Annotated in this window: 16 protein-coding genes and 2 riboswitches; of the genes, 13 read left to right on the forward strand and 3 right to left on the reverse strand. The window is 57.3% G+C overall.

The genetic code is table 11. The features are described from left to right. Window positions 1–33: 33 nt before the first annotated feature. Together BLR09_RS02190 and BLR09_RS02195 are read right to left on the reverse strand one after the other, a co-directional pair. A complete protein-coding gene (locus tag BLR09_RS02190; RefSeq protein ID WP_093197124.1) occupies window positions 34–2,166 on the reverse strand; it encodes a TonB-dependent receptor in 2,133 nt (710 codons plus the stop codon). Next, window positions 2,166–2,765, reverse strand: a complete 600-nt coding sequence (locus BLR09_RS02195) for a HupE/UreJ family protein (RefSeq protein WP_093197126.1) — start codon at window positions 2,763–2,765, stop codon at window positions 2,166–2,168. Before BLR09_RS02195 ends, BLR09_RS02190 begins: the two co-directional genes overlap by 1 nt. A gap of 95 nt (window positions 2,766–2,860) precedes the next feature. After that, a riboswitch (cobalamin riboswitch) is annotated at window positions 2,861–3,120 on the reverse strand. 54 nt (window positions 3,121–3,174) lie between these two features. Beyond that, window positions 3,175–3,387: riboswitch (cobalamin riboswitch) on the forward strand. Between the two features lie 142 nt (window positions 3,388–3,529). Between BLR09_RS02195 and BLR09_RS02200 the strand changes: the two genes are divergently transcribed. The 5 genes from BLR09_RS02200 to cobN are packed head-to-tail and all read left to right on the forward strand — an operon-like array spanning window position 3,530 to window position 13,754. Then, a complete protein-coding gene (locus BLR09_RS02200) occupies window positions 3,530–5,881 on the forward strand; it encodes a TonB-dependent receptor (protein ID WP_093197128.1) in 2,352 nt (783 codons plus the stop codon). A 4-nt stretch (window positions 5,882–5,885) separates the two neighbouring features. After that, on the forward strand, window positions 5,886–7,358 hold the full coding sequence (locus BLR09_RS02205) for a PepSY domain-containing protein (RefSeq protein WP_093197131.1): 1,473 nt from the start codon (window positions 5,886–5,888) through the stop codon (window positions 7,356–7,358). Then, window positions 7,355–8,650, forward strand: a complete 1,296-nt coding sequence (locus tag BLR09_RS02210; protein WP_093197133.1) for a cobyrinic acid a,c-diamide synthase CobB — start codon at window positions 7,355–7,357, stop codon at window positions 8,648–8,650. The genes BLR09_RS02205 and BLR09_RS02210 overlap by 4 nt, the downstream gene beginning before the upstream one ends. Next, window positions 8,647–9,519 carry an AAA family ATPase gene (locus tag BLR09_RS02215; RefSeq protein WP_093197137.1) on the forward strand — a complete coding sequence of 291 codons (873 nt, stop codon included), beginning with the start codon at window positions 8,647–8,649 and terminating at the stop codon, window positions 9,517–9,519. The genes BLR09_RS02210 and BLR09_RS02215 overlap by 4 nt, the downstream gene beginning before the upstream one ends. Before the next feature lie 2 nt (window positions 9,520–9,521). Then, the gene (gene cobN, locus BLR09_RS02220) at window positions 9,522–13,754 is read left to right on the forward strand and encodes a cobaltochelatase subunit CobN (protein WP_093197140.1); all 4,233 of its coding nucleotides are present in this window, start codon (window positions 9,522–9,524) and stop codon (window positions 13,752–13,754) included. Window positions 13,755–13,922: 168 nt separating this feature from the next. Here the strand turns inward: cobN and BLR09_RS02225 are convergent, their stop codons facing one another. Further along, entirely contained in the window at window positions 13,923–14,666 is a 744-nt protein-coding gene (locus tag BLR09_RS02225) for a ThuA domain-containing protein (protein ID WP_093197143.1), read from the reverse strand. Window positions 14,667–14,729: 63 nt separating this feature from the next. Between BLR09_RS02225 and BLR09_RS02230 the strand changes: the two genes are divergently transcribed. The 8 genes from BLR09_RS02230 to BLR09_RS02265 are packed head-to-tail and all read left to right on the forward strand — an operon-like array spanning window position 14,730 to window position 23,519. After that, window positions 14,730–15,815 carry a Gfo/Idh/MocA family protein gene (locus tag BLR09_RS02230; protein ID WP_093197146.1) on the forward strand — a complete coding sequence of 362 codons (1,086 nt, stop codon included), beginning with the start codon at window positions 14,730–14,732 and terminating at the stop codon, window positions 15,813–15,815. A 4-nt stretch (window positions 15,816–15,819) separates the two neighbouring features. Further along, window positions 15,820–17,154 carry a peptide MFS transporter gene (locus BLR09_RS02235; protein ID WP_093197148.1) on the forward strand — a complete coding sequence of 445 codons (1,335 nt, stop codon included), beginning with the start codon at window positions 15,820–15,822 and terminating at the stop codon, window positions 17,152–17,154. Between the two features lie 2 nt (window positions 17,155–17,156). Then, window positions 17,157–17,792, forward strand: coding sequence for a class I SAM-dependent methyltransferase (locus BLR09_RS02240; protein WP_093197151.1), 636 nt, complete (start codon window positions 17,157–17,159; stop codon window positions 17,790–17,792). A 5-nt stretch (window positions 17,793–17,797) separates the two neighbouring features. Next, window positions 17,798–19,588 (forward strand): magnesium chelatase subunit D family protein, encoded by a 1,791-nt coding sequence (locus tag BLR09_RS02245; RefSeq protein WP_093197154.1) that lies wholly within the window; start codon window positions 17,798–17,800, stop codon window positions 19,586–19,588. Continuing rightward, window positions 19,585–21,033, forward strand: a complete 1,449-nt coding sequence (locus BLR09_RS02250; protein ID WP_218126571.1) for a cobyric acid synthase — start codon at window positions 19,585–19,587, stop codon at window positions 21,031–21,033. The genes BLR09_RS02245 and BLR09_RS02250 overlap by 4 nt, the downstream gene beginning before the upstream one ends. A gap of 16 nt (window positions 21,034–21,049) precedes the next feature. Further along, window positions 21,050–22,057: a threonine-phosphate decarboxylase gene (locus BLR09_RS02255; RefSeq protein ID WP_093197156.1), complete on the forward strand. Its 1,008-nt coding sequence runs from the start codon at window positions 21,050–21,052 to the stop codon at window positions 22,055–22,057. Then, window positions 22,042–22,971: an adenosylcobinamide-phosphate synthase CbiB gene (cbiB, locus tag BLR09_RS02260; RefSeq protein ID WP_093197158.1), complete on the forward strand. Its 930-nt coding sequence runs from the start codon at window positions 22,042–22,044 to the stop codon at window positions 22,969–22,971. The genes BLR09_RS02255 and cbiB overlap by 16 nt, the downstream gene beginning before the upstream one ends. Further along, on the forward strand, window positions 22,950–23,519 hold the full coding sequence (locus BLR09_RS02265; protein ID WP_218126572.1) for an AAA family ATPase: 570 nt from the start codon (window positions 22,950–22,952) through the stop codon (window positions 23,517–23,519). The genes cbiB and BLR09_RS02265 overlap by 22 nt, the downstream gene beginning before the upstream one ends. Window positions 23,520–23,521 lie beyond the last annotated feature (2 nt).

Here is a 23,521-nt window from a genome sequence, read left to right on the forward strand (position 1 = left end):
TGGGGATAGATAATTCCTGTACACAGGTATTCCTCAAAATACGATCCCATACCTCAGCGAAACCGCTCTTCCCGCCAAATTATACCCGCGTTTTTCGTAGTAATTTTCGTCGGTAATGTTAGTGATAGCGAACGTGACGGAGTGGTTTTTCCGGAAACGCCAGGAAGCCGATGCATCCGCCGCCGCATAAGGAGCATACTCGATTTCAGGGCTTTCTACATCGGTATAGTCGATATCCTTCCGGACGCCTGTCCACCGGGCAGATAGCCGTACCCGGAACTGCTTCAGGTCGTCGTATTCTACTCCGATTTGTCCGTTGCTACGGGCGACGTTCATGACGTCCCGTACAACTACCGACCGGTCCGTCCCGACAATATCCTCCGTCGCCCGGAACATAACCGTCGCATTGGCAAACACGCGCAGGGAGTATTTATACTGTGTTTTTGCGCCGAAATCATATGCTCCTTCGGCTTCAAGGCCGCGGATACGTGAACCGGCGGCGTTGACGAACGTCGTCCGGGAAACGATCACATCGCCGTTTGCAAGCGGTTCATTCACCTGTTGCACGACCTTCGCAATACGGTTGGTGACTTCGGTTGAAAAGTACGTAATTCCGCCGGAGAGGCCATTTTTGGCGTTCCGATAGCCGAGCGCTGCATCCCAGCTGACACTGCTTTCGTTTTTCAGGTCAGGGTTTCCACTGGTTATGGCGATCTTGCCGGCAGTTGTCCGCGCTTCCACATAACCTGCTACACTATACGCGTCTGTTGTGACAAAGGCGCGGCCCACCGTTCCGCTTACCCGGAAGTATTTCGGGAGCTGGTATACCAGGCCGAGGTTCGGACTCCAGAAGGCATTTGCTTTTTTCCCCGGCTTATACGCGCTGAGCAGCGGCGTTTCCCTGACATCGAACGTACTATTGTCATACCGTAACCCCGGCTGAACCGTCAGCCGGTTAAACGTCAGCATGGCCTGCGCGTATACGGCCGAGGAAATCAGGGCATAGTCGGGCTGCGTTGGCGCACGCTCTGTCGTGGCATCTGACCAGCGGCGGCCTTTCGTCGAGGCATCCAGGTAATCGTATCCGAAAACGACCGAATGTGCTCCGATCGTCCATATATCCTTGATTTGCAGACCCGTCCAGGCGTTGGCAGTACGGTTTGAGCGATAGGGCGCAATGGCTTTTCCGCCGGAATTCAAGGTATAATTGGCATTGGATTCGTCTGCGGTGAAAACACGGAGCGTCGGCCGGTGATATGCGCCGATTTTCCCCGAAACAGCCAGTTCCAGGGCATTCCGCTGGACGTCTTTGCTGCTGGCGTCGGTAGTACCGGAGGAAATTTCTCCGGGTGATTGCACGTTTTTCGCTTCAAAACGATCGCCGCGCACATCCATCCGCCATCCCTCCGTCAGTTGATAGCCCAGGCGGAGACCACCGGAATAGTAATGCAGCTGGGTATTGGGACGTACCTGCCCGTCGCCCTGCCGGTCGTCCACCTCGGCTGACGGCTTGTTCGTGTAGTTTTTCACCGCTGTACCAAAGCCGAAGAGGTTGCGAAGCAGGTTATCCCCCCCGATCCGGAAATCTGCCGAACGCTCGACATAACCGAAAGACAGGTCATAATCCAGCCGCTTTGTGAGGTTTCCGCCCGACGATAGACCAGCCTGAAGCGTACGAAAACTACCGTAATCGAGGTAGGCGGAGCCACCGGGCTCACCTGTCGACCGCCGTGTAATCACATTTATCACACCGCCCATCGCCTGGGAACCGTATAGTGCCGAAGCCGTGCCTTTGAGTACTTCCACGCGTTCGACCCCCGTCAGCATGAGCGTAGCCAGGTTCGTCGCGCCCGCCGGGCGACCGTCCACCAGCAGCAACGTACGCTGATTTAACCCGGAAAACTGCGGCCGGAAGCCACGGATACCAATTCCCGCCGAAAGATTGGGATACTGGATGATATTGACGGCGGCCGTTTTTTTGAGAAGATCCGGGAGGTCTGCCGCCGGTACCAGCGCGATGTCCTGTCTCGAAATAGTCACTAATTTTTGGGGGATTTTGTCGAGACGGGTTTCCGACCGGGTAGCGGAAACCACCACCGGATCAAGTACGCGAACCGAATCCGCCGGCGTCGCCGCCAGCGTGAGCATCAAAAGGGAAGTATACATCAAAGAGAAGAAAAGGATTCAAACAAAGTCACCAGGCCCACCAGTATCGAAAACAGGCCGAGCCCGATACGGATGCCGTTGAGCGACGGCATGTGGGTCCATTTCCGGAAAGAAACGGCCAGAAAACATCCGTAGAGCGTCATCGCAAGCAAAATGGCGGCGCTCTGAAAGACAATTACCCAGACGGCCGTCGCCGTATCTTCTGCCGCCAGCGTCAGCGCGGCCGTGCAGGCGGCGCCTGTCCCGGCCAGCCCGTGGATCATGCCGACGCCGAACGAACGGCCCGCGAGGGGTTTTGCGGGTGTATTACGGCGGAGGATGGCATTCGCGCCGAGGGCGATCATCAGCGGCCCGACGACCCACTCCGCATACGCGCTGACATTTTCCGACAGCTGCGATTTCAGTAACAAAATCAGGCAGGCAAATACAATCAGCGTAAAGGCATGGCCCAGCGCCCACTGAGAAGACCGCCAGATGACTTTCCTTACCTGGCTTCGGTCTTTTTCGTCCGATAAAACGGAGACAGCCGCCAGGTGATCCGGCTCAAAAGAATGCTGGACGCCCAGCGCCAGCGAATCAATCAGTAAAGGGTAAAGCATACTCCCGTGCTTTTAAACCCACGGGCAAAGGCAAGACGGACACAGCCTGCAAAAGGCTCTGCAACCAGCTTCCCCACCTTTTTTCCCGAAGGCGATGAACGAATACCGGAAAGGCAGGTCTTCTGGCTTACCCCTCTCTTCACAGCCTTCCCGCGGGTGAGCGCAGTGGCGTCGGGGTGAAGAGTTTTCGGTTTGGGGTTTTCTGTTTTCAGTTGGCGGGACAACATTAACCGTAAACTGGCAACAGAAAACCGAAAACTGAACAAGGTTTACAGCAGCGGGTACTGCTCCGGTTTTTCACCGGATTCCCTATTAAATCCTTTGGGAAAAGGATACCGTTTCCGGCCGCGATATTACGCCAATTCGACCGGAATCCGGTATATTCGTCGGCTAAAACGTTCTTTCTTTATTTCTTCCAACAGGAAAAGGTTCTGCTTAACAGCGGATTAATAGGGAATCGTGTGTGAATCACGAGCTGTCGTGCAACTGTAAGTAACCGGAGGACGGAAGCCATGCTTTCCCCTCACATCCGGATCGGCGTTATCTCCACTGTTCTTTCGGGAATGGGAAGGAGGATTCGGGTGGTACAAGTCAGGAGACCTGCCTTTTTCGGTGCGGACGATGCCTTCACGGGTGAGGCAAGTCAGGGTTGGCTTTCAGGATGTTCCGCTCCGGAACACCCCTGTTTCTCCTTTTCTTTCCCGCCGCTGCGGCATCGTGAAATATAGCTGGGGCTTGTTTTTCATTCCCAAAAACAATCTTTTATGCTATTCACGTCTACCTGTCGCTCACGATTTGGCGTCAGTTTGTTCTTTTTATGGTTTTCTGCTTGTTCTGTTTTTGCCCAGACCGGCCGTCTCAAAGGCATTGTGCGCTCGGCGCAGGGCGGGTTTATTGCCGGAGCGGCGATCCGTATCGAGGGTAGTACCCGCGGCGCTTCTACCGGCGACGACGGCCGGTTCGAATTCCGGAAACTCCCCGCCGGGCCCTATTCCCTGCGTATCAGCGCGATAGGGTATCAACCTGTCACACAGGCGGTTACAATACGATCGGACGAGGTAACAACAGTCCGGGTCTCCCTGTTACATGAAATCCGCGAGCTGTCAGAAGTGACCGTATCCTCTCAGCGTATCACGCCGTTTGTTTCGCTTAACAAGCTCGACGTACCGGCCCGTGATCTTCCGGTGACGACCAGCGCCGTCACCCAGCTCACCCTCGCTCAGCGCGGAAGCGATGATCTCGGCGACGCGCTTAAGAATACCACCGGCGTTCGTTCAAACAATACCTATGGTGGATTTCAACATTTTACGATTCGGGGCTTTAACAATTTTGTGTTACTGGTCGACGGAGTACGGGACGAACGTCATAACATTTCCACCAGCGCGCCAAACACCAACCTGGCCAATGTCGAACGCATCGAAGTACTGAAAGGCCCGGCCTCGGTTCTTTTCGGGCATTCTGCGCTGGGAGGCGTGATCAATATTGTCCGGAAAAAACCTACTGCTGACTTTCAGGGTGATTTCTCCGCCAGCTACGGCAGCTACCAGACCCGGCGCCTGCGGGCCGGAGCAGGCGGAGCGCTGACCAATACGCTGCGGTACCGCGTCGATTTGGGGACCTCCGACGCCGACGGCTTCCGGCAGGCCGGCGCGCAGACCAACAATGCCTATGCTGCGCTGGAGTTTACACCGACAACGAAAGACTATTTCTTACTGACCGTCGGCGCCAACGACGATCACTACCGTACCGATACGGGGCTGCCCGTACTTCCCGACGGCACGCTCGTGCCGGGAATGAGCCGGAATACCCGGTACAACGACCCTGCGGACTTTCTCAAGCATAAACGTACCGACTATCAGCTGCGCTACGTACGTGAGCTGGGTCCGAACCTGCATCTGTCCGATCAGCTCTCTTATTCCTCGGATAATATCGACTACCTGTCGACCGAGCAGCTCACCTTCAACGCCCGGAAAGACTCGCTCACGCGTTCTTCCCCCCTGTATTTCAACCACTTGACCAAGCCGTTGCAGAACCAGCTGGAGCTGACATACGACCTGTCGTCCGGAAAAATCAAACAAAAACTCCTCGTCGGTTACTCCTTCAGCCTGCTCGACCGGAAAACCTACAGCGCCACCCTGACCGGTCCGGGCAAAGGCGCGAAAATACCGGTTGCTAATCCCATTCTGAATCAGGGCTACCTCGGCTATACTCCTACCCTTTACCGGGCAAGCGACGAAACCGTGCATGGATTTTACCTGCAGGACTGGCTTAGCCTCACAGAAAAGTGGAAGGCGCTGGTAGGGTTGCGTTATGATTCCTTCGCGGGAACATATTATACGGATAAAGTCGATGCCAACCGGAACGTGACCGAAAAAGGCGCGAAAACCACGATCCGGACCGGCGCGCTTACGTATCGCGCAGGGCTTGTGTATCAGCCTGTCACGCCACTTTCCGTCTACGCATCGTACGCTACCTACTTCAAGCCCTCGCGGCGGATTGCTCCGAACGGCGAGACCTTCGACCCCGAAACCGGCTTCCAGGGCGAAGCCGGAGCGCGGCTCGAACTGTCATCCCGCTGGACCGCTACCCTTGCCGCGTACTACATGCGGAAAGACAACCAGGTGGAAAGCCTGGCCGGCGGTGTTTACAAACGCATCGGTTCGGCAGAGTCCAAAGGCGGAGAGGTGGAGTTGCATGGAAATCCCCTTACGGGATTGGAAATAACAGCCGGGTATACCTATACGCGTGCAAAATACCTGCCGTTTTCGGGGAGTGAGGTGAATCCCGTCGCCGGAAACCGCATGGTACTCGCGCCGGAGCATATGGCGAATGCCTGGGTCCATTACGAGCGCCGCGGCGGCCTGCTTTCCGGGTGGAGCGTCGGCGCCGGATTGAATGCCCAGAGCGATACCTATGCCAACAGCGCCAATACCTATGTGCTCCCGGCCTATGCGACGGCGGATGTGTCGCTCGGATACCGGATCGGGAAAATCGGCCTCCAGCTCAATGTGAACAACGTTTTCGACAAGGCTTATTTCACCAACGTCATCATTACCAACCAGTTTTATCCGGGAATGCCGCGCAATTACCTCCTGACGATGCGGTATTCCTTCTGATCCGATGCTGAAAAAAGCCATCCTGCTGACGCACCGGTACCTCGGCGTTGTGCTGTGCCTCCTGTTCGTGATCTGGTTTCTGTCGGGATTTGTCATGATGTACGTGCCCTTCCCGACGATGAAGCACCAGGAACGACTCGGGAAACTGCCGGAAGCCGATTTCCGGAATTGCCGGGTTACCCTGCGGGAGGCCTGGCAACAAACCGGCTGGAAATCGTCTCTAAAAACTGCCCGCCTCGGCATGATGCTCGGCCGGCCGGTTTACCGCCTTGTTTCGCAGAACAACGAACACGCACTGATCCGGGCAGATACCCCGGAGCGCATCGGCGCCATCGATATGCCGACTGCCACCCGATTGGCGCAGGAATTTCATCCGGCAACGATCAGGCACATCGAAGAACTGACGCAGATCGACCAATGGATGGCCGGGCATAAATACCAGGGTTATCTGCCGCATGTTTACCGGTTTGAGATGACAGACGGCATGTATGTGTACGTAGCCGTTCACTCGGGAGAGGTAGTACAGTATGTCACGCAGCGGCAGCGCATACTGGCCTGGCTGGGCCCGATTCCACACTGGATTTATCCGACGATACTCATCCGCAACCGCCCTATCTGGAGTCAGGTAGTCATCTGGGTATCCATAGCCGGGTCAGTGATGTCGCTTTCGGGTATCCTCATGGGGATTATCCGGGTGAAACGCCGCCGGAAGGCACCTATACTCGCCATCAGTCCCTACAAAAAACGCTGGTTTCGCTGGCACCACTATACGGGGTTTGTGTTCGGGCTGTTTGTCTTTACCTGGGTACTGAGCGGGTTGTTTTCGATGAGCCCGTTTGGCTGGGCGCCGTCCACCAAACTTACCGCGAAAGAAGCGGAGGCCTGGAGCGGCGGATCACCGGAGACGGCGGACTGGAAACTTCCTCCCTCCTCCATCGGCTCGTTACCCGGATTTCGGTTGAAGGAAATACACTTCCAGGTAGTCCACGGCCGGCCGTATTACCTCGCCTGGGAAGACGAACACCGGACACGACTGCTGCCGGCTGACTCCCTGACAACCGGCAGCATACAGGTACTTCCAACCCGCCCCGAACAGCAGGCGCTCGCCCGGCTGCGCCCGGACGCAACCATCCGCGAAGCCGCGCTCCTGACAGCCTATGACGATTATTACTATTCGAAACGGGGAGAGAAGCGCCTGCCGGTTCTTCGTGTTACCTTCGCCGACCCGGATGAAACCGCCTACTACGTCGACCTCCATACCGGCCAGGTAGTCCTCCGCCACCAGTCGGCCACGCGTCTGGAACGGTGGCTGTACCACGGACTGCATAGTTTCGACTTCCGGTGGCTGGTCTACCGCCGGCCGCTTTGGGACATCGTGGTAGGCGTGCTGATGACGGGCGGACTGGCGGTGAGCGTCACCGGACTGGTACTCGGATACCGCTGGCTTCGCCGGAAAACCAAAAACAGCTTGACATGATCGCACATTTTCTGCTCGCGGCGCCTTCCAGCGGTTCAGGAAAAACAACCCTGACCCTGGGCTTGCTGCGCGCTTTCCGGAACAGGGGGTATTCGGTCCAGCCGTTCAAATGTGGCCCGGATTACATCGATACACTGCACCAATCGGCGGCCGCCGGCCGGGCATCCCTCAACCTGGACCTGTTTTTGTCGTCGGAAGAACACGTGAGCCACCTCTATACCACCGCCGACGCCGATATTGCCATTACAGAAGGCGTCATGGGCCTTTTTGACGGAGCAGACCGGATGAAGGCCAGCAGCGCCGCCATCGCGGAACTACTCGACATCCCTATTATCCTGATTGTCAATGCAAAAGCAATGGCCTATTCCGCGGCGGCGCTCCTGTTTGGATTCAAAAACTTCCGGCCTGGCCTTCGGATTGCGGGAGTCATTTTTAATCAGGTCAACACCCCGACACACTACCGCATTCTCGCCGAAGCGGCGGAAGATGCCGGAATCGAGGCGCTCGGCTACCTGCCAACCCGCCCGGAATTTGCCATACCGTCCCGGCACCTCGGTTTGCGGGTGTATGGGGAAACGGACTATGAAGCGATCATAAACGGTATCGCGCAAGCGCTTCCGGAGACAGTAGACCTCGATCGGCTGCTTTCCCTTACTACCTGTCAACCGTTCCGGCAGGTTACTTCCCGTCCTCAGCAACGCGGGAATTACCACATCGCCATTGCGCGTGACGAGGCCTTTTGCTTCCGCTATGAACAGAATATCCGGATGCTGGAGTCGTTCGGAAATATTCACTGGTTCAGCCCTTTACACGATACTTCTCTTCCGGAAGCCGACCTGCTCTACCTGCCCGGCGGGTATCCGGAGCTGGCGGCAGAAGCCCTGAGTACCAATACGTTCATGCGGCAGGCAATTGCCGACTACTGCCTCGACGGCGGGCGCTGCTATGCTGAATGCGGCGGACTGATGTACCTCGGCGAATCCCTGACCGATCCGGAAGGCCGTACTTTTCCCATGGCCGGTGTATTCCCGCTTCAAACTGCCATGCACAAACTCACGCTCGGCTACCGGGAGGTACGCTGGGAAGACCATGCATTCCGGGGTCACGAATTTCATTACTCCGCAGCTTCGGAAACGGATGAAATCGCCTCGGTAGCGGAAGTACTGAGCGCGAAAGGAATACCCGTCCCAACGCCTTTTTACCGGAAACAACATACCATTGCTTCCTACATCCATTTATACTGGGGAGAAGACCCGACGCTTCTGACCCGCCTGTTCTCTTTTCAGCCATGAATACACGCATTATTCTCACCGGAGGACCGGGAGCGGGCAAAACGACCGCCCTTGCCGAGCTGGCCCGACGCGGTCACCTGATCCGGCCCGAAGCCGGGCGGGATATTATCCGCGAAGAAGTCCGGAATGGAGGCGACGCCCTGCCCTGGAAAGACGCGACGGCCTATGCTGCCCGCATGCTGGACGTTTCCAAACAGGATTATCAGACCGGCGATTCGCCCTTTCCCGTGTTTTTTGACCGGGGTATCCCTGACGCCGTCGGGTACCTGCGCCTGATCGGGCAGGAAACGGCGCAGGCTGCAGAGCTGCGGGAAAACTATCCCTATCACCCGACGGTATTCCTCTTTCCGCCCTGGGAAGCTATTTATGAAAACGATACCGAGCGGACGCAGGATTTTGCCGAAGCTGTCCGCACCTGCGATATAATCTCGGATCTCTACCAGAAATGGGGCTATTCCTGCATCGAAATACCCAAAGTCCCTGTGACAGAGCGGGTTGACTTATTACTGGAACTGCTCCGAAAGCAGGGTAAGGACACTGATACCGGATTTACTATCCTGTTTTTTCTGGAAGGAAGCAACGTGGATATTCTTGAAATCAAGCGAAATAATCCTAAGTCAACCGATAAAAAAGACATCTACCAGTGGCTGTTTTTTGATCGGGAATCCGGCGTGTTACGACCGCTTTCTTTTGTTTCGATGGAAGCCGGACCGGAGCAGGTACGTGTCTTCAGCGAAGGAGTGCTTCGGTTCGGAAATCAGACAGGCAGCTGGGAAAGCGACGGCCGAAGCCTTCCGCTGCATGTACCCGGGCTTCCGCGACTCTCCATTTCGCTGAGAACCCAGTTGAAAGCCTTTCTCCTTTCCTGACTATGGCCGAACACAAACGTCAGCGCGTCATCCGCCCCGACGGCAAGGCCGTCAACCTCGTCCAGCGACGGGGGCACCTGTCCTATTGCTACAATGCCTGCTGCTGCGGGCGAACGGACCGCGGCTATGCGCCCGTTCCCGTCGATATCTATAAAAACGAATGGCTGAACCGCAAGCTGCGCAACCGCATCCACCTGACGAAAGGGGGCTGTTTGGGACCGTGTACGCTGGCCAACGTCGCCACGTTGCTGTTCGACGGGCATTCGGTCTGGTTCCATTCCGTCAACAGCGAATGGCACGTCCGGGCGATTTACGATTACATAGAACAGATGCTGGAAGCCGACCGCTTCCTGGCGCCACCGGCGGAGCTCGCCGAATATGTTTTTCAGTTTTATACGTGGAAAGGCCCCGAATCTGTAGCGCTACCGGGAGAAACGGCAACAGCAGACGGAAGTCTTGTCTTCCTCACCCATGCTGATACCGACCTGCTGGCGCTGGCGCGGGTGATGCAGGAATTGCCGGAGGAGTTTCCGGTGGTCCGCGGTATCAACCTCATGTCGGTCAAAACCGACGCGCACATGGCGCAGCTGCTGGACCGTGAAATCGCCGCAGCGCAGATCATTGTCGTCCGCATTCACGGAAGGCCCGGTAGTATTCCGGGTTTCAGCGAGCTGGTTTCCCGCGCGCGGGAAACCGGTCAGCACCTGATTGTGGTGAGTGGAACGGGAGAGCTGAACCCGGAATTTGCGGCGGTCTCGACCGTATCTCCGGCCGTTCAGCAGGATGTATTGGCTTATTTGCAGGCGGGGGGATATGTAAACCTCACGTCGCTGCTGTATTACCTGTCTGATCACCTGCTGCTGTCGGGTTTCGGAGCGGAGCCGCCGGTGCTTCTGCCCGAGCACGGTATCTACCACCCGGAATTGCCTGAAAACGCGGATCCGGACGACTGGGTCCGTCGCCATGATCCTCACGCACCGACTATTGCCATCGTTTTTTACCGTTCGCACTGGCTCAGCGGCAATACCTTGTTTATCGATGCGCTGGTGCGGGCGCTGGAAGACCGGGGCGTCAATGCGCTGCCGGTGTATACGACGTCGCTCAAATCCGTCGATCCCGATACCGGCCTCCCGTCTGCTTTCAGTTGCTGGAAGACGCCGGTCGACGGGCTGATTACCACCGTATCCTATGCCCTCGGTGACGCAGACGAGGCCTCTTCCGCACTCAGGGCGCTTGATGTGCCTGTTTTTCAAGCGATTACGAGCGGTATGGGCCGGGTATCGTGGGAGTTATCGTCCCGTGGATTGACCCCTCTGGATACGGCCATGAACGTCGCCATTCCGGAATTTGACGGACGAATTATCACCGTTCCGCTGTCTTTCAAGGAAAAAGAAGGAAGCGCCGCGCGGTATGAACCCGTCGGAGACCGGGTCGAACGTATTGCCGGAATTGCCACACGATTTGCCCGTCTGAAACACCTGCCGAATAAACGGAAGAAAATCGCTTTTGTCTTCACCAATTCAAGCAGCAAAGCCTCACAGGTCGGAAATGCCGTCGGGCTGGATGCACCGGAATCGTTACGGCATATTTTGATCGCGATGCAGGCGGAAGGCTATGGTATTTCGGCTCTTCCGGAGACGGGTACGGAGCTGATACACGCCTTGCTCGATCGCTGTTCATACGACGAGACTTTTCTGACGGATGAACAGCTCCGCCAGGCTATTGCCCGGATCCCGCAGGCTACATACGAGCAGTGGTTTGCCGATCTGCCTGAGGCGATCCGGAAAAAAATGCTGCGGCAATGGGGCCCGCCTCCCGGAGAAACGTATGTCGCAGATGGCGCCATTTCGGTCGCGGGTATCGACCTGGGCAATGTCGTAGTCCTGCTCCAGCCGCCGCGGGGCTATGGCATGGACCCGGACGCGATCTACCACCAGCCGGATCTGCCGCCGACACACCACTACTATGCCGTCTACCGCTGGCTGCGGGATACGTGGGGGGCAGACGCCATCGTGCATGTCGGCAAGCACGGAACGCTGGAATGGCTGCCGGGAAAAGGAACTGGTCTTTCCGAAAATTGCTTTCCGGATGCCTTACTGGGGGATATGCCGCTTTTCTATCCGTTTATCATCAACGATCCGGGGGAGGGTTCTCAGGCCAAACGGCGCGCACATGCCGTTGTAGTAGACCACCTGACTCCGCCGATGACCTCTGCCGATACCTATGGCGAACTGGCCGAGCTGACGCGGCTGGTAGACGAATACTACCAGGTCGAACTTCTCGATCCCGCCAAATTGCCCCTGCTGCAACGCCAGATATGGGACCTCATCCGGCAAACCAACCTGGATACTGACCTGGCGGCGCTGCTCAGCCGGGATCACGGTGATCACAAACACGACTGGGACGAAGAAATGACCCCGGAAGGCGTACCGGTATCGCTCAGTGAAATGGGCGGCAAGGACGTCGCCCACCTCATCGAGGACCTCGACGGATACCTCTGCGAACTTGGAGCCGCCCAGATACGCAACGGTTTGCACATCCTGGGGCAAATGCCGGAGGGAGACGAACTAACCGATATGTTACAGGCGCTGACGCGGTTGCCGGGCCTGCACACGCCGGGCCTGCCCGATGCCGTCGGCAGTCTTTTTGGGCTTATCTGGGGGAATGAAGCCACCGGAGAGCGGTTACAACACGTCGACGCGCGGCTGACAACGCTGGCGGGCCGGCCAGTCGTCACGGTGGCCGACGCCCGGGAAATAACAGACGAACTCGGTCATCACCTGCTTGAGCTATTGCAGCGGCGCCGGTATGACCTTAGCGGGATCCGCGATGTGATACACGAAACGTTCGGCTTTTCAGTTCCGGAAAACCACCCCCTGGTCTCCGTCCTGACGAGCATCTGCAAGCAATTAGTACCCGGTCTTGGTCAGACCTATGACGAAATTCATCACCTGCTTCATGGATTATCAGGCGGTTATGTCCCTCCCGGACCGAGCGGAGCGCCCACCCGCGGGATGGCTCACCTGCTGCCGACAGGCCGGAATTTTTACGCCGTAGACCCCCGGGCGCTGCCGTCCGCGGCGGCATGGGAAGTCGGTCGCCAACTCGCCGACGAAGTACTCCGGCGGCACCTCCGCGAAACCGGCGCCTATCCGGAACGCGTGGGCATCAGCATCTGGGGTACCAGCGCGATGCGGACGCATGGCGACGACGTCGCGGAAATACTCGCGCTGCTCGGCGTAAGGCCGGTATGGCAGGCAGAAAGCCGCCGGCTCACCGGCGTGGAAGTCATCCCTCGGGAAGAACTGGGCCGGCCGAGAGTCGACGTTACGGTTCGCATCAGCGGGTTTTTCCGGGATGCTTTCCCGCACCTGATTCAGTTGATGGACGAGGCCTTCCGGGTAGTCATGCAGCTCGACGAGCCGGATAATTTCGTCCGGCAACATTACCTCGCTGACCTGTTGACATCGTCGGACGTACCCGTCGAAGAAGCCGAGGAAAAAGCTGCCTACCGTATTTTCGGCTCTGCGCCGGGAACCTACGGCGCGGGTATTCTGCCATTGATTCAGGAAAAAAACTGGAAAACAGAAGCCGATTTCACACAGGCATACGTCAACTGGGGCGGCTATGCCTATTCCGGTAACGCCCAGGGCGTAGATGCGCGACCGGAATTCCGGCAGCAATTGGCCGGCATACAGGTAGCGGTGCATAACCAGGACAACCGGGAGCATGATATCTTCGACAGCGACGACTACCTCCAGTTTCACGGCGGAATGATCGCCAGTATCCGTAGCCTGACCGGGCAGCAGCCCAAACACTACTTTGGTGATTCCCAGAACCCGGCGCGGCCCGTGGTGAGGGACTTGAAAGAAGAAGCACTGCGGGTGTTCCGGTCGCGTGTGGTGAACCCCAAGTGGCTCGCCGGTATCCAAAAACACGGGTACAAAGGCGGATTGGAACTGACGGCTACAGTCGACTACCTCTTCGGCTACGATGCCACAGCCGGTATTCTGGAAGACTGGATGTACGAAAAAGTAGCCGAAACCTATGCGCTCGACCCGGACATGCAGCAGTTTTTGCAGGAAAACAATCCCTGGGCTCTGCAGGCCATCTCCGAGCGATTGCTGGAAGCCGCAGGCCGGGATCTCTGGAAAGAGCCGGACGCTGCTACCCTCGAAGCCCTGCAGCAACTGCAACTGAGTAACGAGGGAATGCTGGAGATACGGGGAGAATAAAAGTCAGCGCGGGCTTCGCCCGCGGTCTTGCTCTGGAATTTCCGAAAAACCGCGTTGAGTACCCGGCAACAGGTTTACATACTGCCGGCCGGAACCTTTTCCGACGGCGAGTTTGAACGACCGCAACAGTCACAAACCGATTCAGCATGCGTCACAGACATGGCTGGATCACGGCCGGAGTATCCAGCGCAAAGCGTTCGTCAGAAGTACTTTGTAAGAAGCGTTTTCAAACAGGTTCGGGTCATGCCCCATGAAGATATAGAGGTTTTTTCCCTTGATCTGCTCGTTGGTCCAGACGACAGGGTGGTCTCCCATTTTCCGGTCGGAAGCGGGCTGATACGTCGATTCGTCTACCGCAGCCAGTACCCGGACGTTTGGCCTCGGGCTTCTGTCGTAGGTGTACCATTCTTCTTTCACAACGCTGAACCGGGCAGGAACGCCTTTCATAACCGGGTGCGTAGCGTCTTCCACGACGACTTCCGCCGCCACAAACGTCGGGATATACGATGTAAACCGGATACCGCCCATGAATTCCTGAAACCAGGGCCAGACAGTATGCCCGTTGAAATCGCCGAGCAGCGTCGCATGATGAACGCCGATCCAGCCGCCCCTGCCGCTTTCCATATAGTCCTTGAACGCCTGTTTCGCCGTTTCCGGCCATCCGTACGGCGGGTAGTTCAGCTGGAAGACGAGGGCATATTTCGCGAGGGACTCTTGGGTAAAGGAAGCCGTATTTTCCACATAATCAATGGAAAAGTGCTCCGTTGCCGCCAGGCGGTCGAGCCATATCCGCGCGGTATCAACATATGGCTGATGCTGTTCGCCGCGCTCTGCCAGAACGAGTATCCGGGGGTACTGGGCGAAGGCAGGCAGACCGATTGCCAGCAGGCATATCCAAAGCAAGTGTTTCATGGGTTGCCAAAGTTAGGGACGAAGCCCGTATCTTCAACCGCATTCTCCGTTCTCTAAATCCTGATGAAAAAAACACTGATTTTCGGCCTTTTACTGCTGGCGTCTTACCTGGCTGACGCGCAAAAACCGCTTCGTCTGGCAGTAGCCGGCGTTTCGCACGGACACGTTCCCTGGATTCTCAACCGGAAAGACAAAAAGGATATCGAGCTGGTCGGTGTCGCCGAGCCTGATAAGGAACTTTCTGCCCGGTATGCAGCCCGTTACAAGCTCGACCCGAAGCTGTTTCATACCGACCTCGGAAGGATGCTGGACGAAGTAAAGCCGGAAGCTGTCGTCGCCTTCGGCTCAATCTACCAGCACCTGGCCGTGGTAGAGGCCTGCGCTCCGCGGGGCATCCACGTCATGGTCGAAAAACCGCTCTCCTACCGCCTTGATCATGCCAAACGTATGGTGGAACTGGCCGAGAAAAACCATATCTATTTGCTGACGAACTACGAAACTTCCTGGTATCCGTCGATTGAAAAGGCCTTTCAACTCGTAGCAGATAGCAATTTTGTCGGAAAACTGCGAAAGGTAGTCGTACATACCGGACACGAAGGGCCGAAAGAAATCGGCGTCGGCAAAGAGTTTTTCGACTGGCTGACCGACCCCGTCCAGAACGGCGGCGGCGCCCTGATCGATTTCGGCTGCTACGGCGCCAATCTGATGACGTATTTCACGAAAGGCGAAAAGCCGCTTTCGGTGACGGCGATTACCCGTCAGTTCAAGCCGGAAATATATCCGAAGGTAGACGACGAGGCGACGATCATCGTCGAGTATCCGTCCTCTCAATGCATTATCCAGGCGTCGTGGAACTGGCCTTTCGGGCGAAAAGACATGGAAGTCTACGGCGACAAAGGCTATATCATCACCGATAACAACACCGATTACCGTCTCCGCAACCGGACCCACCCGGAGCGCAGGACGAAGGTTTCAAAAGAGGCGCTCGGGGTGTATGACGACCCGTTTGCCTACTTCCATGACGTCATCCGCGGAAAAATCGAACTGCGGCCCTATGACTTATATTCGCCCATTAATAACCTGACCGCCGTTCAGATTCTGGATGCCGCCCGCCAGTCGGCCAAAACCGGAAAAACCGTGACGCTGTAATCGCATGAGTCAAACTTCTTCTTCCCAATGGCTGGGCCATCCCCGCGGACTTTTCATCCTTTTTCTGACCGAACTCTGGGAACGTTTCAGTTTCTACGGCATGCGGGCCATTCTGGTGCTGTACCTGACCGCGCCCATGACCGGCCTGAACCCCGGTCTGGGCTGGAGCAATGCCGAAGCCCTCACGTTTTACGGTTGGTATGGTTTCAGCGTGTACATGGCCAGTCTTCCGGGGGGGTACCTCGCTGACAAATGGCTGGGGCAGAAAAAGACGGTCATGATCGGGGCCATTCTCCTGACGGTCGGCCACGGTATTCTGGCCATTCAGGCGATGTGGGCGTTTTACCTGGGGATATTCTTCATCGTATCAGGCGTAGGCCTGCTCAAGCCGAATATTTCGACGATGGTGGGCGGGTTATATGGCCTGCACGATACCCGCCGCGACAAAGGATTTACAATCTTCTACATCGGCATCAACATCGGCGCGGCAATTGCGCCACTGCTGGTAGGCTGGGTAGCCTATCGATACGGCTGGCACTATGGCTTCGGCCTGGCGGGTGTCGGGATGGCGCTGGGTTTTCTCGGGTACCTGCAAGGCCAGAAATACCTGCAATCTGTCGGTAACTTCCTCGGCACCAGCGAAGACGCTTCCGACCGGGAAAAATTACACAAGCCGCTGACGCCCGTCGAAAAAGACCGGGTACTCGTGCTCGTTCTTTCCTTCCTGATTGTCATTATTTTCTGGGGAGCATACGAGCAGGCCGGCGGTCTGATGAACCTGTATGCCGAGCAGAAAACCGACCGGCATTTACTTGGTATGGAGATACCGGCGTCCTGGTTTCAGTCGCTGCCAGGCATTTTCGTAATTTCACTGGGAACGATCGTCGCCGCCTGGTGGAGCCGCCGCGCCAAAAAAGGAAAGGAATCGTCTTCCCTCGCTAAACTGGCGATCGGGACGATGATTACCGGCTCCGGATTCTTCTTTATGACAGCAGCGTCGCTCCAATATGCGGCAGACGGCAAAGCGGCTATGTACTGGCTGGTACTGGCTTACCTCTTCCACGTGATCGGGGAGCTGTCGTCTTCGCCGGTGTCGCTGTCGTTTATCACGAAACTCGCGCCGGCCAAGTACGCCTCCATGATGATGGGCTTGTATTGGGCGGCTACCGGAATGGGCGAAAAACTCGCCGGAACGCTGGGCGCGTGGTCGCAAACCTGGGGAGAATTCGAAACCTTCACGGGCATCGCGGTTTTCTGCGTCCTTTTCGGAGGGTTGATCCTCCTGCTGCTCAAACCGCTGAAACGGCTTACGCACGGAGCCGACGATGATTACGAATAGCCATGGAAACGGAACAATTGAAAGAACTCGCCCGGCAGCTGAGCTGCCCCGAAGGTGAGAACGGCCTGAAAACGGCCGAGCAGATGAACTTCTCCAACGGTGGCATGACCCGCTTCACCATCCGGACGCTTAACCCGCAACCGGGCGAAACGGTACTGGAAATCGGCCCGGGAAACGGCGAACATGTCCATGAACTGAGCGACGTGCAGTACCAGGGGGCGGATATTTCAGGACTGATGGTCGCCGAGGCTCGCCGCATCAACCACGCGCGGGTAGCAGCCGGAACGGCTGCCTTCGATCTGGTTCCGGCCGATCGCCTGCCTTATCCGGACCATTCGTTCGACCGCATTTTCACGGTTAATACCCTGTATTTCTGGCAACAACCGGAAGCCTACGCGAATGAGATTTACCGGGTTTTACGGCCGGGAGGCACCTTTTGCCTCGCGTTTGCCCTGCGCTCGTTCATGGAAAAACTACCCTTCGTCACCTACGGCTTCCGCCTCTATGACGAGCAGGCGGCACTCGCCGTGCTCGGGTCTTTTTCCCGGAAAGAAGTAGTCTTTCAAACCGAAGAAATCGTCGGCAATACCGGGCAGTCGGTCATCCGTGATTACGCGGTCATCGTCGCTCATAAATAACGATCATGATTTATCCATTTGCGGCGTTGGTCGGACAGGAACGGCTTGTCCGGGCGCTTCTTCTCTGTGCTGTTCATCCGGGTATCGGCGGGGTGCTGATCCAGGGAGACAAGGGAACGGCCAAAAGTACCGCTGCCCGCGGCCTGGCTGAAATCCTGCCTCCGGTACGCCGGGCGGTCGGCTCTCCGCTGAATTTGTCGCCGGAGGAAACGGATGGTACTTCCGGAGCGGAACTCGTTCCGGCTCCTTTTGTTACCCTTCCCCTCGGCGCTTCGGAAGACCGGGTCATCGGGCAGCTGGACCTCGAAACCGTACTCACCGAACGCCGCAGGACATTGCAACCGGGCCTGCTGGCGGCGGCGCATCAGGGGATTCTATACATTGATGAAGTAAACCTGCTGCCGGATCACCTGGTGGACGTCCTGCTGGACGTCGCCGCTTCCGGTGTGAATACCATCCAGCGCGACGGACTATCCGTCAGCCACCCCTCCCGGTTTTTTCTGATCGGAACAATGAACCCTGAGGAAGGATCGCTCCGGCCTCAGTTTCTGGACCGTTTTGGCTTGATGGTCCACGTGCATGCACCGGATGATCCGGTTGTCCGCGCCGAAGTCATCCGCCGTCGTATTGCCTTTGAGCGGGAACCGGCGGTATTCCGTCAGGCCTGGCAGGAAACCGAAGATATGCTCAAAACCCGCATACTCGCGGCACGCGCCCTGCTCCGGCATGTCCGTCTGTCCGACGAGCTGCTGCTGCACATCAGTCAGCTTTGCCGCGACGCCGGTGTGCAAAGCCTCCGGGCGGATATCGTTTTATACAAGACGGCCCTCGCCTGGGCAGCGCTCGAGCAACGCAACGAAGTAACGGAATCGGATATACAACAAGCGTCTGAACTCGTCCTGGCGCACCGGCGGAAAAACCGGCAACCAGACCGGCCTTCGGGCGGGTCACCGGAACCGCCGCAGATCGATCCTCCTGCCGGCGGTTCGGAGAAGCAAGAGGAAGTTTTCGGCATTCTCCCGACCGGAGCAGCACCGGTGATTGAAGTACGGGATACCGGGCTGGCCGGGCTGGCGGGTCGTCGCAGCCAAACCCCTGACCGCTCGCGGGGGCCCGTTGTCCGGACGACGCCGTCGCCCTTCCCCACAGAATTAGCCCTGGAAGCCAGCATCCGCCAGGCGCTGCTGCGTGATCCGGATAACGCCGGCCTCACCCGGCAGGACCTTCAACAGGCCGAACGGAGCGGAAAAACCGGTCATTTTCTGTTGTTTGTCGTGGACGCCTCCGGCTCCATGGCTGCCAACCGGCGCATGGAAGCGGTGAAAGGTACGATCCTGTCTCTCCTGACCGACGCCTACCAGAAACGGGATACGGTAGGACTGATTACCTTCCGTGGCGCCGAAGCCCAGGTAGTACTGGCGCCCACGCAGCGTACCGAACACGCGGAAGAAGCGCTGCGGTCGCTCCCAACGGGCGGGCGTACGCCGCTCGCGCATGCGCTGCTCCTCGCAGAAGAACTCGTACGGTTCGGGCCGGAAAACCCGCTGCTGGTCATCGTCAGTGACGGTAAGGCCAATGTACCCCTGCCGGGCGGCGGTGATCCCATCCGTCAGGCACTCACCATCGCCGGACGCCTCGCGGGTACGCCCGCCATCGTTCTGAATACGGAAATCGGGTTTCTTCCTTCCGGTCAGGCCGCCCGCCTGGCTGAGGCACTGCAGGCACCCTGTTTATCTCCGGAAGCTTTTTCCTCCGAAAATATCCTTCGTCTTCTTACCTCCTACCGAAAGAAATGATGAAACCGATGATGTTGGTCGGGACGGCGTCGGACGTGGGCAAAAGTGTCATTACAGCCGCCTTTTGCCGTATTTTCCGGCAAGACGGCTATCATCCTGCGCCGTTCAAGGCCCAGAATATGTCGCTCAACAGCTACGCCACGCCCGAGGGCCTTGAGATCGGGCGGGCACAGGCCGTACAGGCTGAGGCGGCTGGTATTCCCTGCCATACCGACATGAACCCTGTTTTGCTGAAGCCGACAAGCGACAAGGCCTCCCAAATCGTACTCAACGGCAAACCGGTCGGTACGCAATCGGCGTGGGAGTATTTCATGGCGGACGATCGCCAGGCGCTATTCACCGCCGTCACCGAAGCGTATGACCGGCTTGCGGCCCGCTATTCGCCCATCGTGATGGAAGGCGCGGGAAGTATTTCCGAGCTCAATCTCCGTCACCGCGACATTACCAATCTCCGCATGGCTATCCATGCCGGCGCAGCTACATACCTCATCGGCGATATCGACCGGGGCGGGCTGTTTGGCAGTGTCTATGGTACCATTGCGCTGCTGACACCTGAGGAAAGAACCTGTATCCAGGGTATTATTGTCAATAAATTCCGCGGAGATGCCCGGTTGTTCGAAGACGGCAAACGCATGCTTGCGGAGCTGACCGGCGTCCCGGTAGTCGGCGTACTGCCCTACTACCGCGATATTTACATCGAGGAAGAAGACTCCGTAGCACTCGACTGGAAGCGGCGCTCAGCCCTGGACGGCAAAGTGAATGTCGCTGTCGTACTTCTTCACCGCATGTCCAATTTTACCGACTTCAACCGACTGGAACGGGACCCCCGGGTAAATCTCTACTATGCCGCGACGCCCCGGGAGCTCGAAGCCGCCGATGTGGTGATTCTTCCGGGAAGTAAAAACACAGTCGAAGACCTGATTTCGCTTCGCCAGCGGGGCATGGCAGCCGCCATTCTCTCCGCCCGGAAAAACGGAAAAACCGTGATCGGAATCTGCGGCGGCTATCAGATGATGGGAGAATCGGTCGAAGATCCGGAAGGGGTGGAAAGTACCGTTCCATTCGTTCCCGGCCTGGGTCTTCTGCCCGTGCGGACGGTACTGACTCCGCATAAAACGACGAATCAGCGAACCTTTACCTTTCAGGGAGCAACGTGCTCGGGATATGAAATTCACATGGGTGTGACCAGCGGCGGCGGCCAACCGGTAGCAATACTGGCGGACGGTACTCCGGACGGATGCCGCGCAGACAATACCTGCTGGGGTACCTATCTTCATGGTATCCTCGACAACGATGCTGTCGTCAATGCAGTCCTCGAACCGCATACGGCTGCACGGGCGGCCCCTTTTTCCTATCCTGACTGGAAAGAAGAACAATACGACAAACTGGCCGACTGGCTCCGCAGCCACATCGACCTCGACTATATCTATGGAACGCTGAGATAGTGTTCTGATTCTGACTATGTTACACGGACACGGAGACGACGGATACCGCTATCCGCAACCCATACGGGCCGATTTCAGCACCAACGTCTGGTATGGCGGCGAGCCGGAAGGCCTGAAAGAACACCTCTTCGCCAACTGGGCGCGGGTAAACCGGTATCCGGAGGTAACCGCCGAGCGGCTCGCCGATCAGATCGCTGCTCAAAAGGGCTTGCGGGCCGGGCAGGTACTCGTTCACAACGGTACCGCGGAGAGCATTTACCTGCTCGCGCAGGCCTTCGCAGGCGTTGTTACGACGATTGTCTATCCGTCATTCTCTGAATACGAAGACGCCTGCCGGCTGCACGGTCATACCCTCCGGTTTGTCGCCTGGGAATACCTGGATCGGCTCGAAGCCGGCAGTACCCTGCTTTTCATTTGCCACCCGAATAATCCAACAGGGCAGACCTTTCCTTCGCTCGTATCCCTTCTTTCCCGGTTTCCGGAGACGATTTTTGTGGTGGATGAAGCTTTTATCGACTTCACGGATCAGGTATCTTCCCTGATTCCGCTGATCGGCCGGTATCCTAACCTGCTCATTCTCCGATCATTGACCAAAACCTATGCCATTCCGGGATTACGCCTGGGATATGTCGCCGGAAGTGAGGCAGTACTCGACCGGGTCCGGGCCGTGCGGCCTCCGTGGACGGTCAACGCCCTCGCGCTGGAGACCGGTTATTACCTGCTTGATAAGCCGGCTCCCTTTGAACTGACTTCCTATCTCCGGGAAAGGGATGATTTCCGGCAACAACTGCAAAGGATATCCTCGCTTGTCGTCCACCCGACGGATACCCATTTTTTCCTTTGTGAAACAACAAAAGCTACGGCGGCTGACCTCAAGTCCTGGCTCGTGGAGCGCCACGGCCTGCTGATCCGCGACGCAGGAAATTTCCGGGGGTTGTCGCCGCGGCATTTCCGGCTCGCCACACTCGATCCGACCCGAAACCAATGGCTTCTTAACGCGCTGACTGAATGGGAGTTATCCTGAGCTTGCTGATCGGGTACGGCCTGGATTTGCTTCTGGGTGATCCGGACAACTGGCCGCATCCGGTGCGGGTATTCGGAACCGCCATTGCCCGGGGAGAGACTATCCTGAATACCGGTGCAAACCGGTTCGGGAAGGGCCTTTTGCTGGCATCGATCCTTGTTCCGGCCGTATTTCTCTTTTTTTGGGCGACGAACCGCTTGCTCGAACATATTCATCCATGGCTGGCGATAGCCGCTAACGGTATCTGGGTATGGTATGGGCTGGCAAACCGGAGCCTGATTGACGAGGGGCGGAACGTGGGGAGGGCGCTGGAAGAACGCGGTTTGGAAGCAGGCCGAAAACAGTTGTCACGCATTGTCGGCCGGGATACTTCCCGTCTGACTCCGCATCAGATCCGAACCGCTGTTCTCGAAACCATGTCCGAAAACCTCAGCGACGGCGTCGTAGCGCCGCTTTTCTACCTCGCGTTTGCGGGCGTTCCGGGGATGATGGCCTATAAAATGATCAATACGCTCGATTCCATGATTGGCTACCGAAGCGAGCGGTACGAACAGTTCGGGAAGGCCGCCGCCCGTCTGGACGACCTTGCTAACCTCCTACCCGCACGACTGACAGCCTTTTTGATGGTGCTGGTGACGGGAAGCCGCCGGGCGATCCGCTTTGTCTTCCGATACGGCCGTGCCCACAAAAGCCCGAATGCCGGGTATCCGGAAGCCGCGCTGGCAGGAATACTTGACTGTCGTTTCGGCGGACCGAATGTGTACCACGGCGTCGCGGTATCTAAACCTTACATCGGGATAAACGACCGGGAGTTGACGCAGGAAGACCTCAGCACGGCGATTTCCGTCAACCACCGGGTATGTTTCGTTTGTATTTTACTGATTATCAGCATATGGTTACCCGGATTATTCTGACCGGAGGCCCCGGAGCGGGCAAAACAACATTATTGGAAACGCTGGCCGGGTTGGGTTATGCCTGTTCGGAGGAAGTATCGCGGCGGCTGATCCGGGAAGAAGTAGCAGTGAAATCCGACTGTTTACCCTGGAAAAACCTGGCCTGCTTCGCCGGAAAATGCCTGGGTGAAATGGAAAAAGACCATCATCGGGCAACTGGCCTTACTTTTTTTGACCGTGGCATACCGGATATCGTCGCATACCTCGTGGCCGGCGGGCAGCCGGTAGCTGCCGCCTGCCGCGAGGCCCTGGCGCGGTGCGAATACCACCCGGAGGTGTGGATAGCACCACCCTGGGAAGCTATCTATCAGCAAGATGACGAACGCTGGCAGACGTTTCCGGAAGCAGTACGTTTGTATGAACACATTTCAGAAACATATCTGTCACTCGGATTCCGGCTCCGGGAATTACCGCTTTCATCGCCGGAAGAACGGGCCGGAATAATCCTTCAGGCGCTCGGTATTACCGCAATCCCCGCCGCCGGATCGCGCAATCGCCCCGATTCTTGATT

The organism is Siphonobacter aquaeclarae (assembly GCF_900103285.1).
GTDB lineage: Bacteria > Bacteroidota > Bacteroidia > Cytophagales > Spirosomataceae > Siphonobacter > Siphonobacter aquaeclarae.

Excerpts from the sequence above, each read along its gene's own strand:
- BLR09_RS02205 (WP_093197131.1), top strand. The coding sequence starts at position 5,886 with ATGCTGAAAAAAGCCATCCTGCTGACGCACCGGTACCTCGGCGTTGTG.
- BLR09_RS02240 (WP_093197151.1), top strand. The coding sequence starts at position 17,157 with ATGGAAACGGAACAATTGAAAGAACTCGCCCGGCAGCTGAGCTGCCCC.
- BLR09_RS02200 (WP_093197128.1), top strand. The coding sequence starts at position 3,530 with ATGCTATTCACGTCTACCTGTCGCTCACGATTTGGCGTCAGTTTGTTC.
- BLR09_RS02225 (WP_093197143.1), bottom strand. The coding sequence starts at position 14,666 with ATGAAACACTTGCTTTGGATATGCCTGCTGGCAATCGGTCTGCCTGCC.
- BLR09_RS02195 (WP_093197126.1), bottom strand. The coding sequence starts at position 2,765 with ATGCTTTACCCTTTACTGATTGATTCGCTGGCGCTGGGCGTCCAGCAT.
- BLR09_RS02210 (WP_093197133.1), top strand. The coding sequence starts at position 7,355 with ATGATCGCACATTTTCTGCTCGCGGCGCCTTCCAGCGGTTCAGGAAAA.
- BLR09_RS02230 (WP_093197146.1), top strand. The coding sequence starts at position 14,730 with ATGAAAAAAACACTGATTTTCGGCCTTTTACTGCTGGCGTCTTACCTG.
- BLR09_RS02245 (WP_093197154.1), top strand. The coding sequence starts at position 17,798 with ATGATTTATCCATTTGCGGCGTTGGTCGGACAGGAACGGCTTGTCCGG.
- BLR09_RS02235 (WP_093197148.1), top strand. The coding sequence starts at position 15,820 with ATGAGTCAAACTTCTTCTTCCCAATGGCTGGGCCATCCCCGCGGACTT.
- BLR09_RS02265 (WP_218126572.1), top strand. The coding sequence starts at position 22,950 with ATGGTTACCCGGATTATTCTGACCGGAGGCCCCGGAGCGGGCAAAACA.
- cobN (WP_093197140.1), top strand. The coding sequence starts at position 9,522 with ATGGCCGAACACAAACGTCAGCGCGTCATCCGCCCCGACGGCAAGGCC.
- BLR09_RS02190 (WP_093197124.1), bottom strand. The coding sequence starts at position 2,166 with ATGTATACTTCCCTTTTGATGCTCACGCTGGCGGCGACGCCGGCGGAT.
- cbiB (WP_093197158.1), top strand. The coding sequence starts at position 22,042 with ATGGGAGTTATCCTGAGCTTGCTGATCGGGTACGGCCTGGATTTGCTT.
- BLR09_RS02255 (WP_093197156.1), top strand. The coding sequence starts at position 21,050 with ATGTTACACGGACACGGAGACGACGGATACCGCTATCCGCAACCCATA.
- BLR09_RS02215 (WP_093197137.1), top strand. The coding sequence starts at position 8,647 with ATGAATACACGCATTATTCTCACCGGAGGACCGGGAGCGGGCAAAACG.
- BLR09_RS02250 (WP_218126571.1), top strand. The coding sequence starts at position 19,585 with ATGATGAAACCGATGATGTTGGTCGGGACGGCGTCGGACGTGGGCAAA.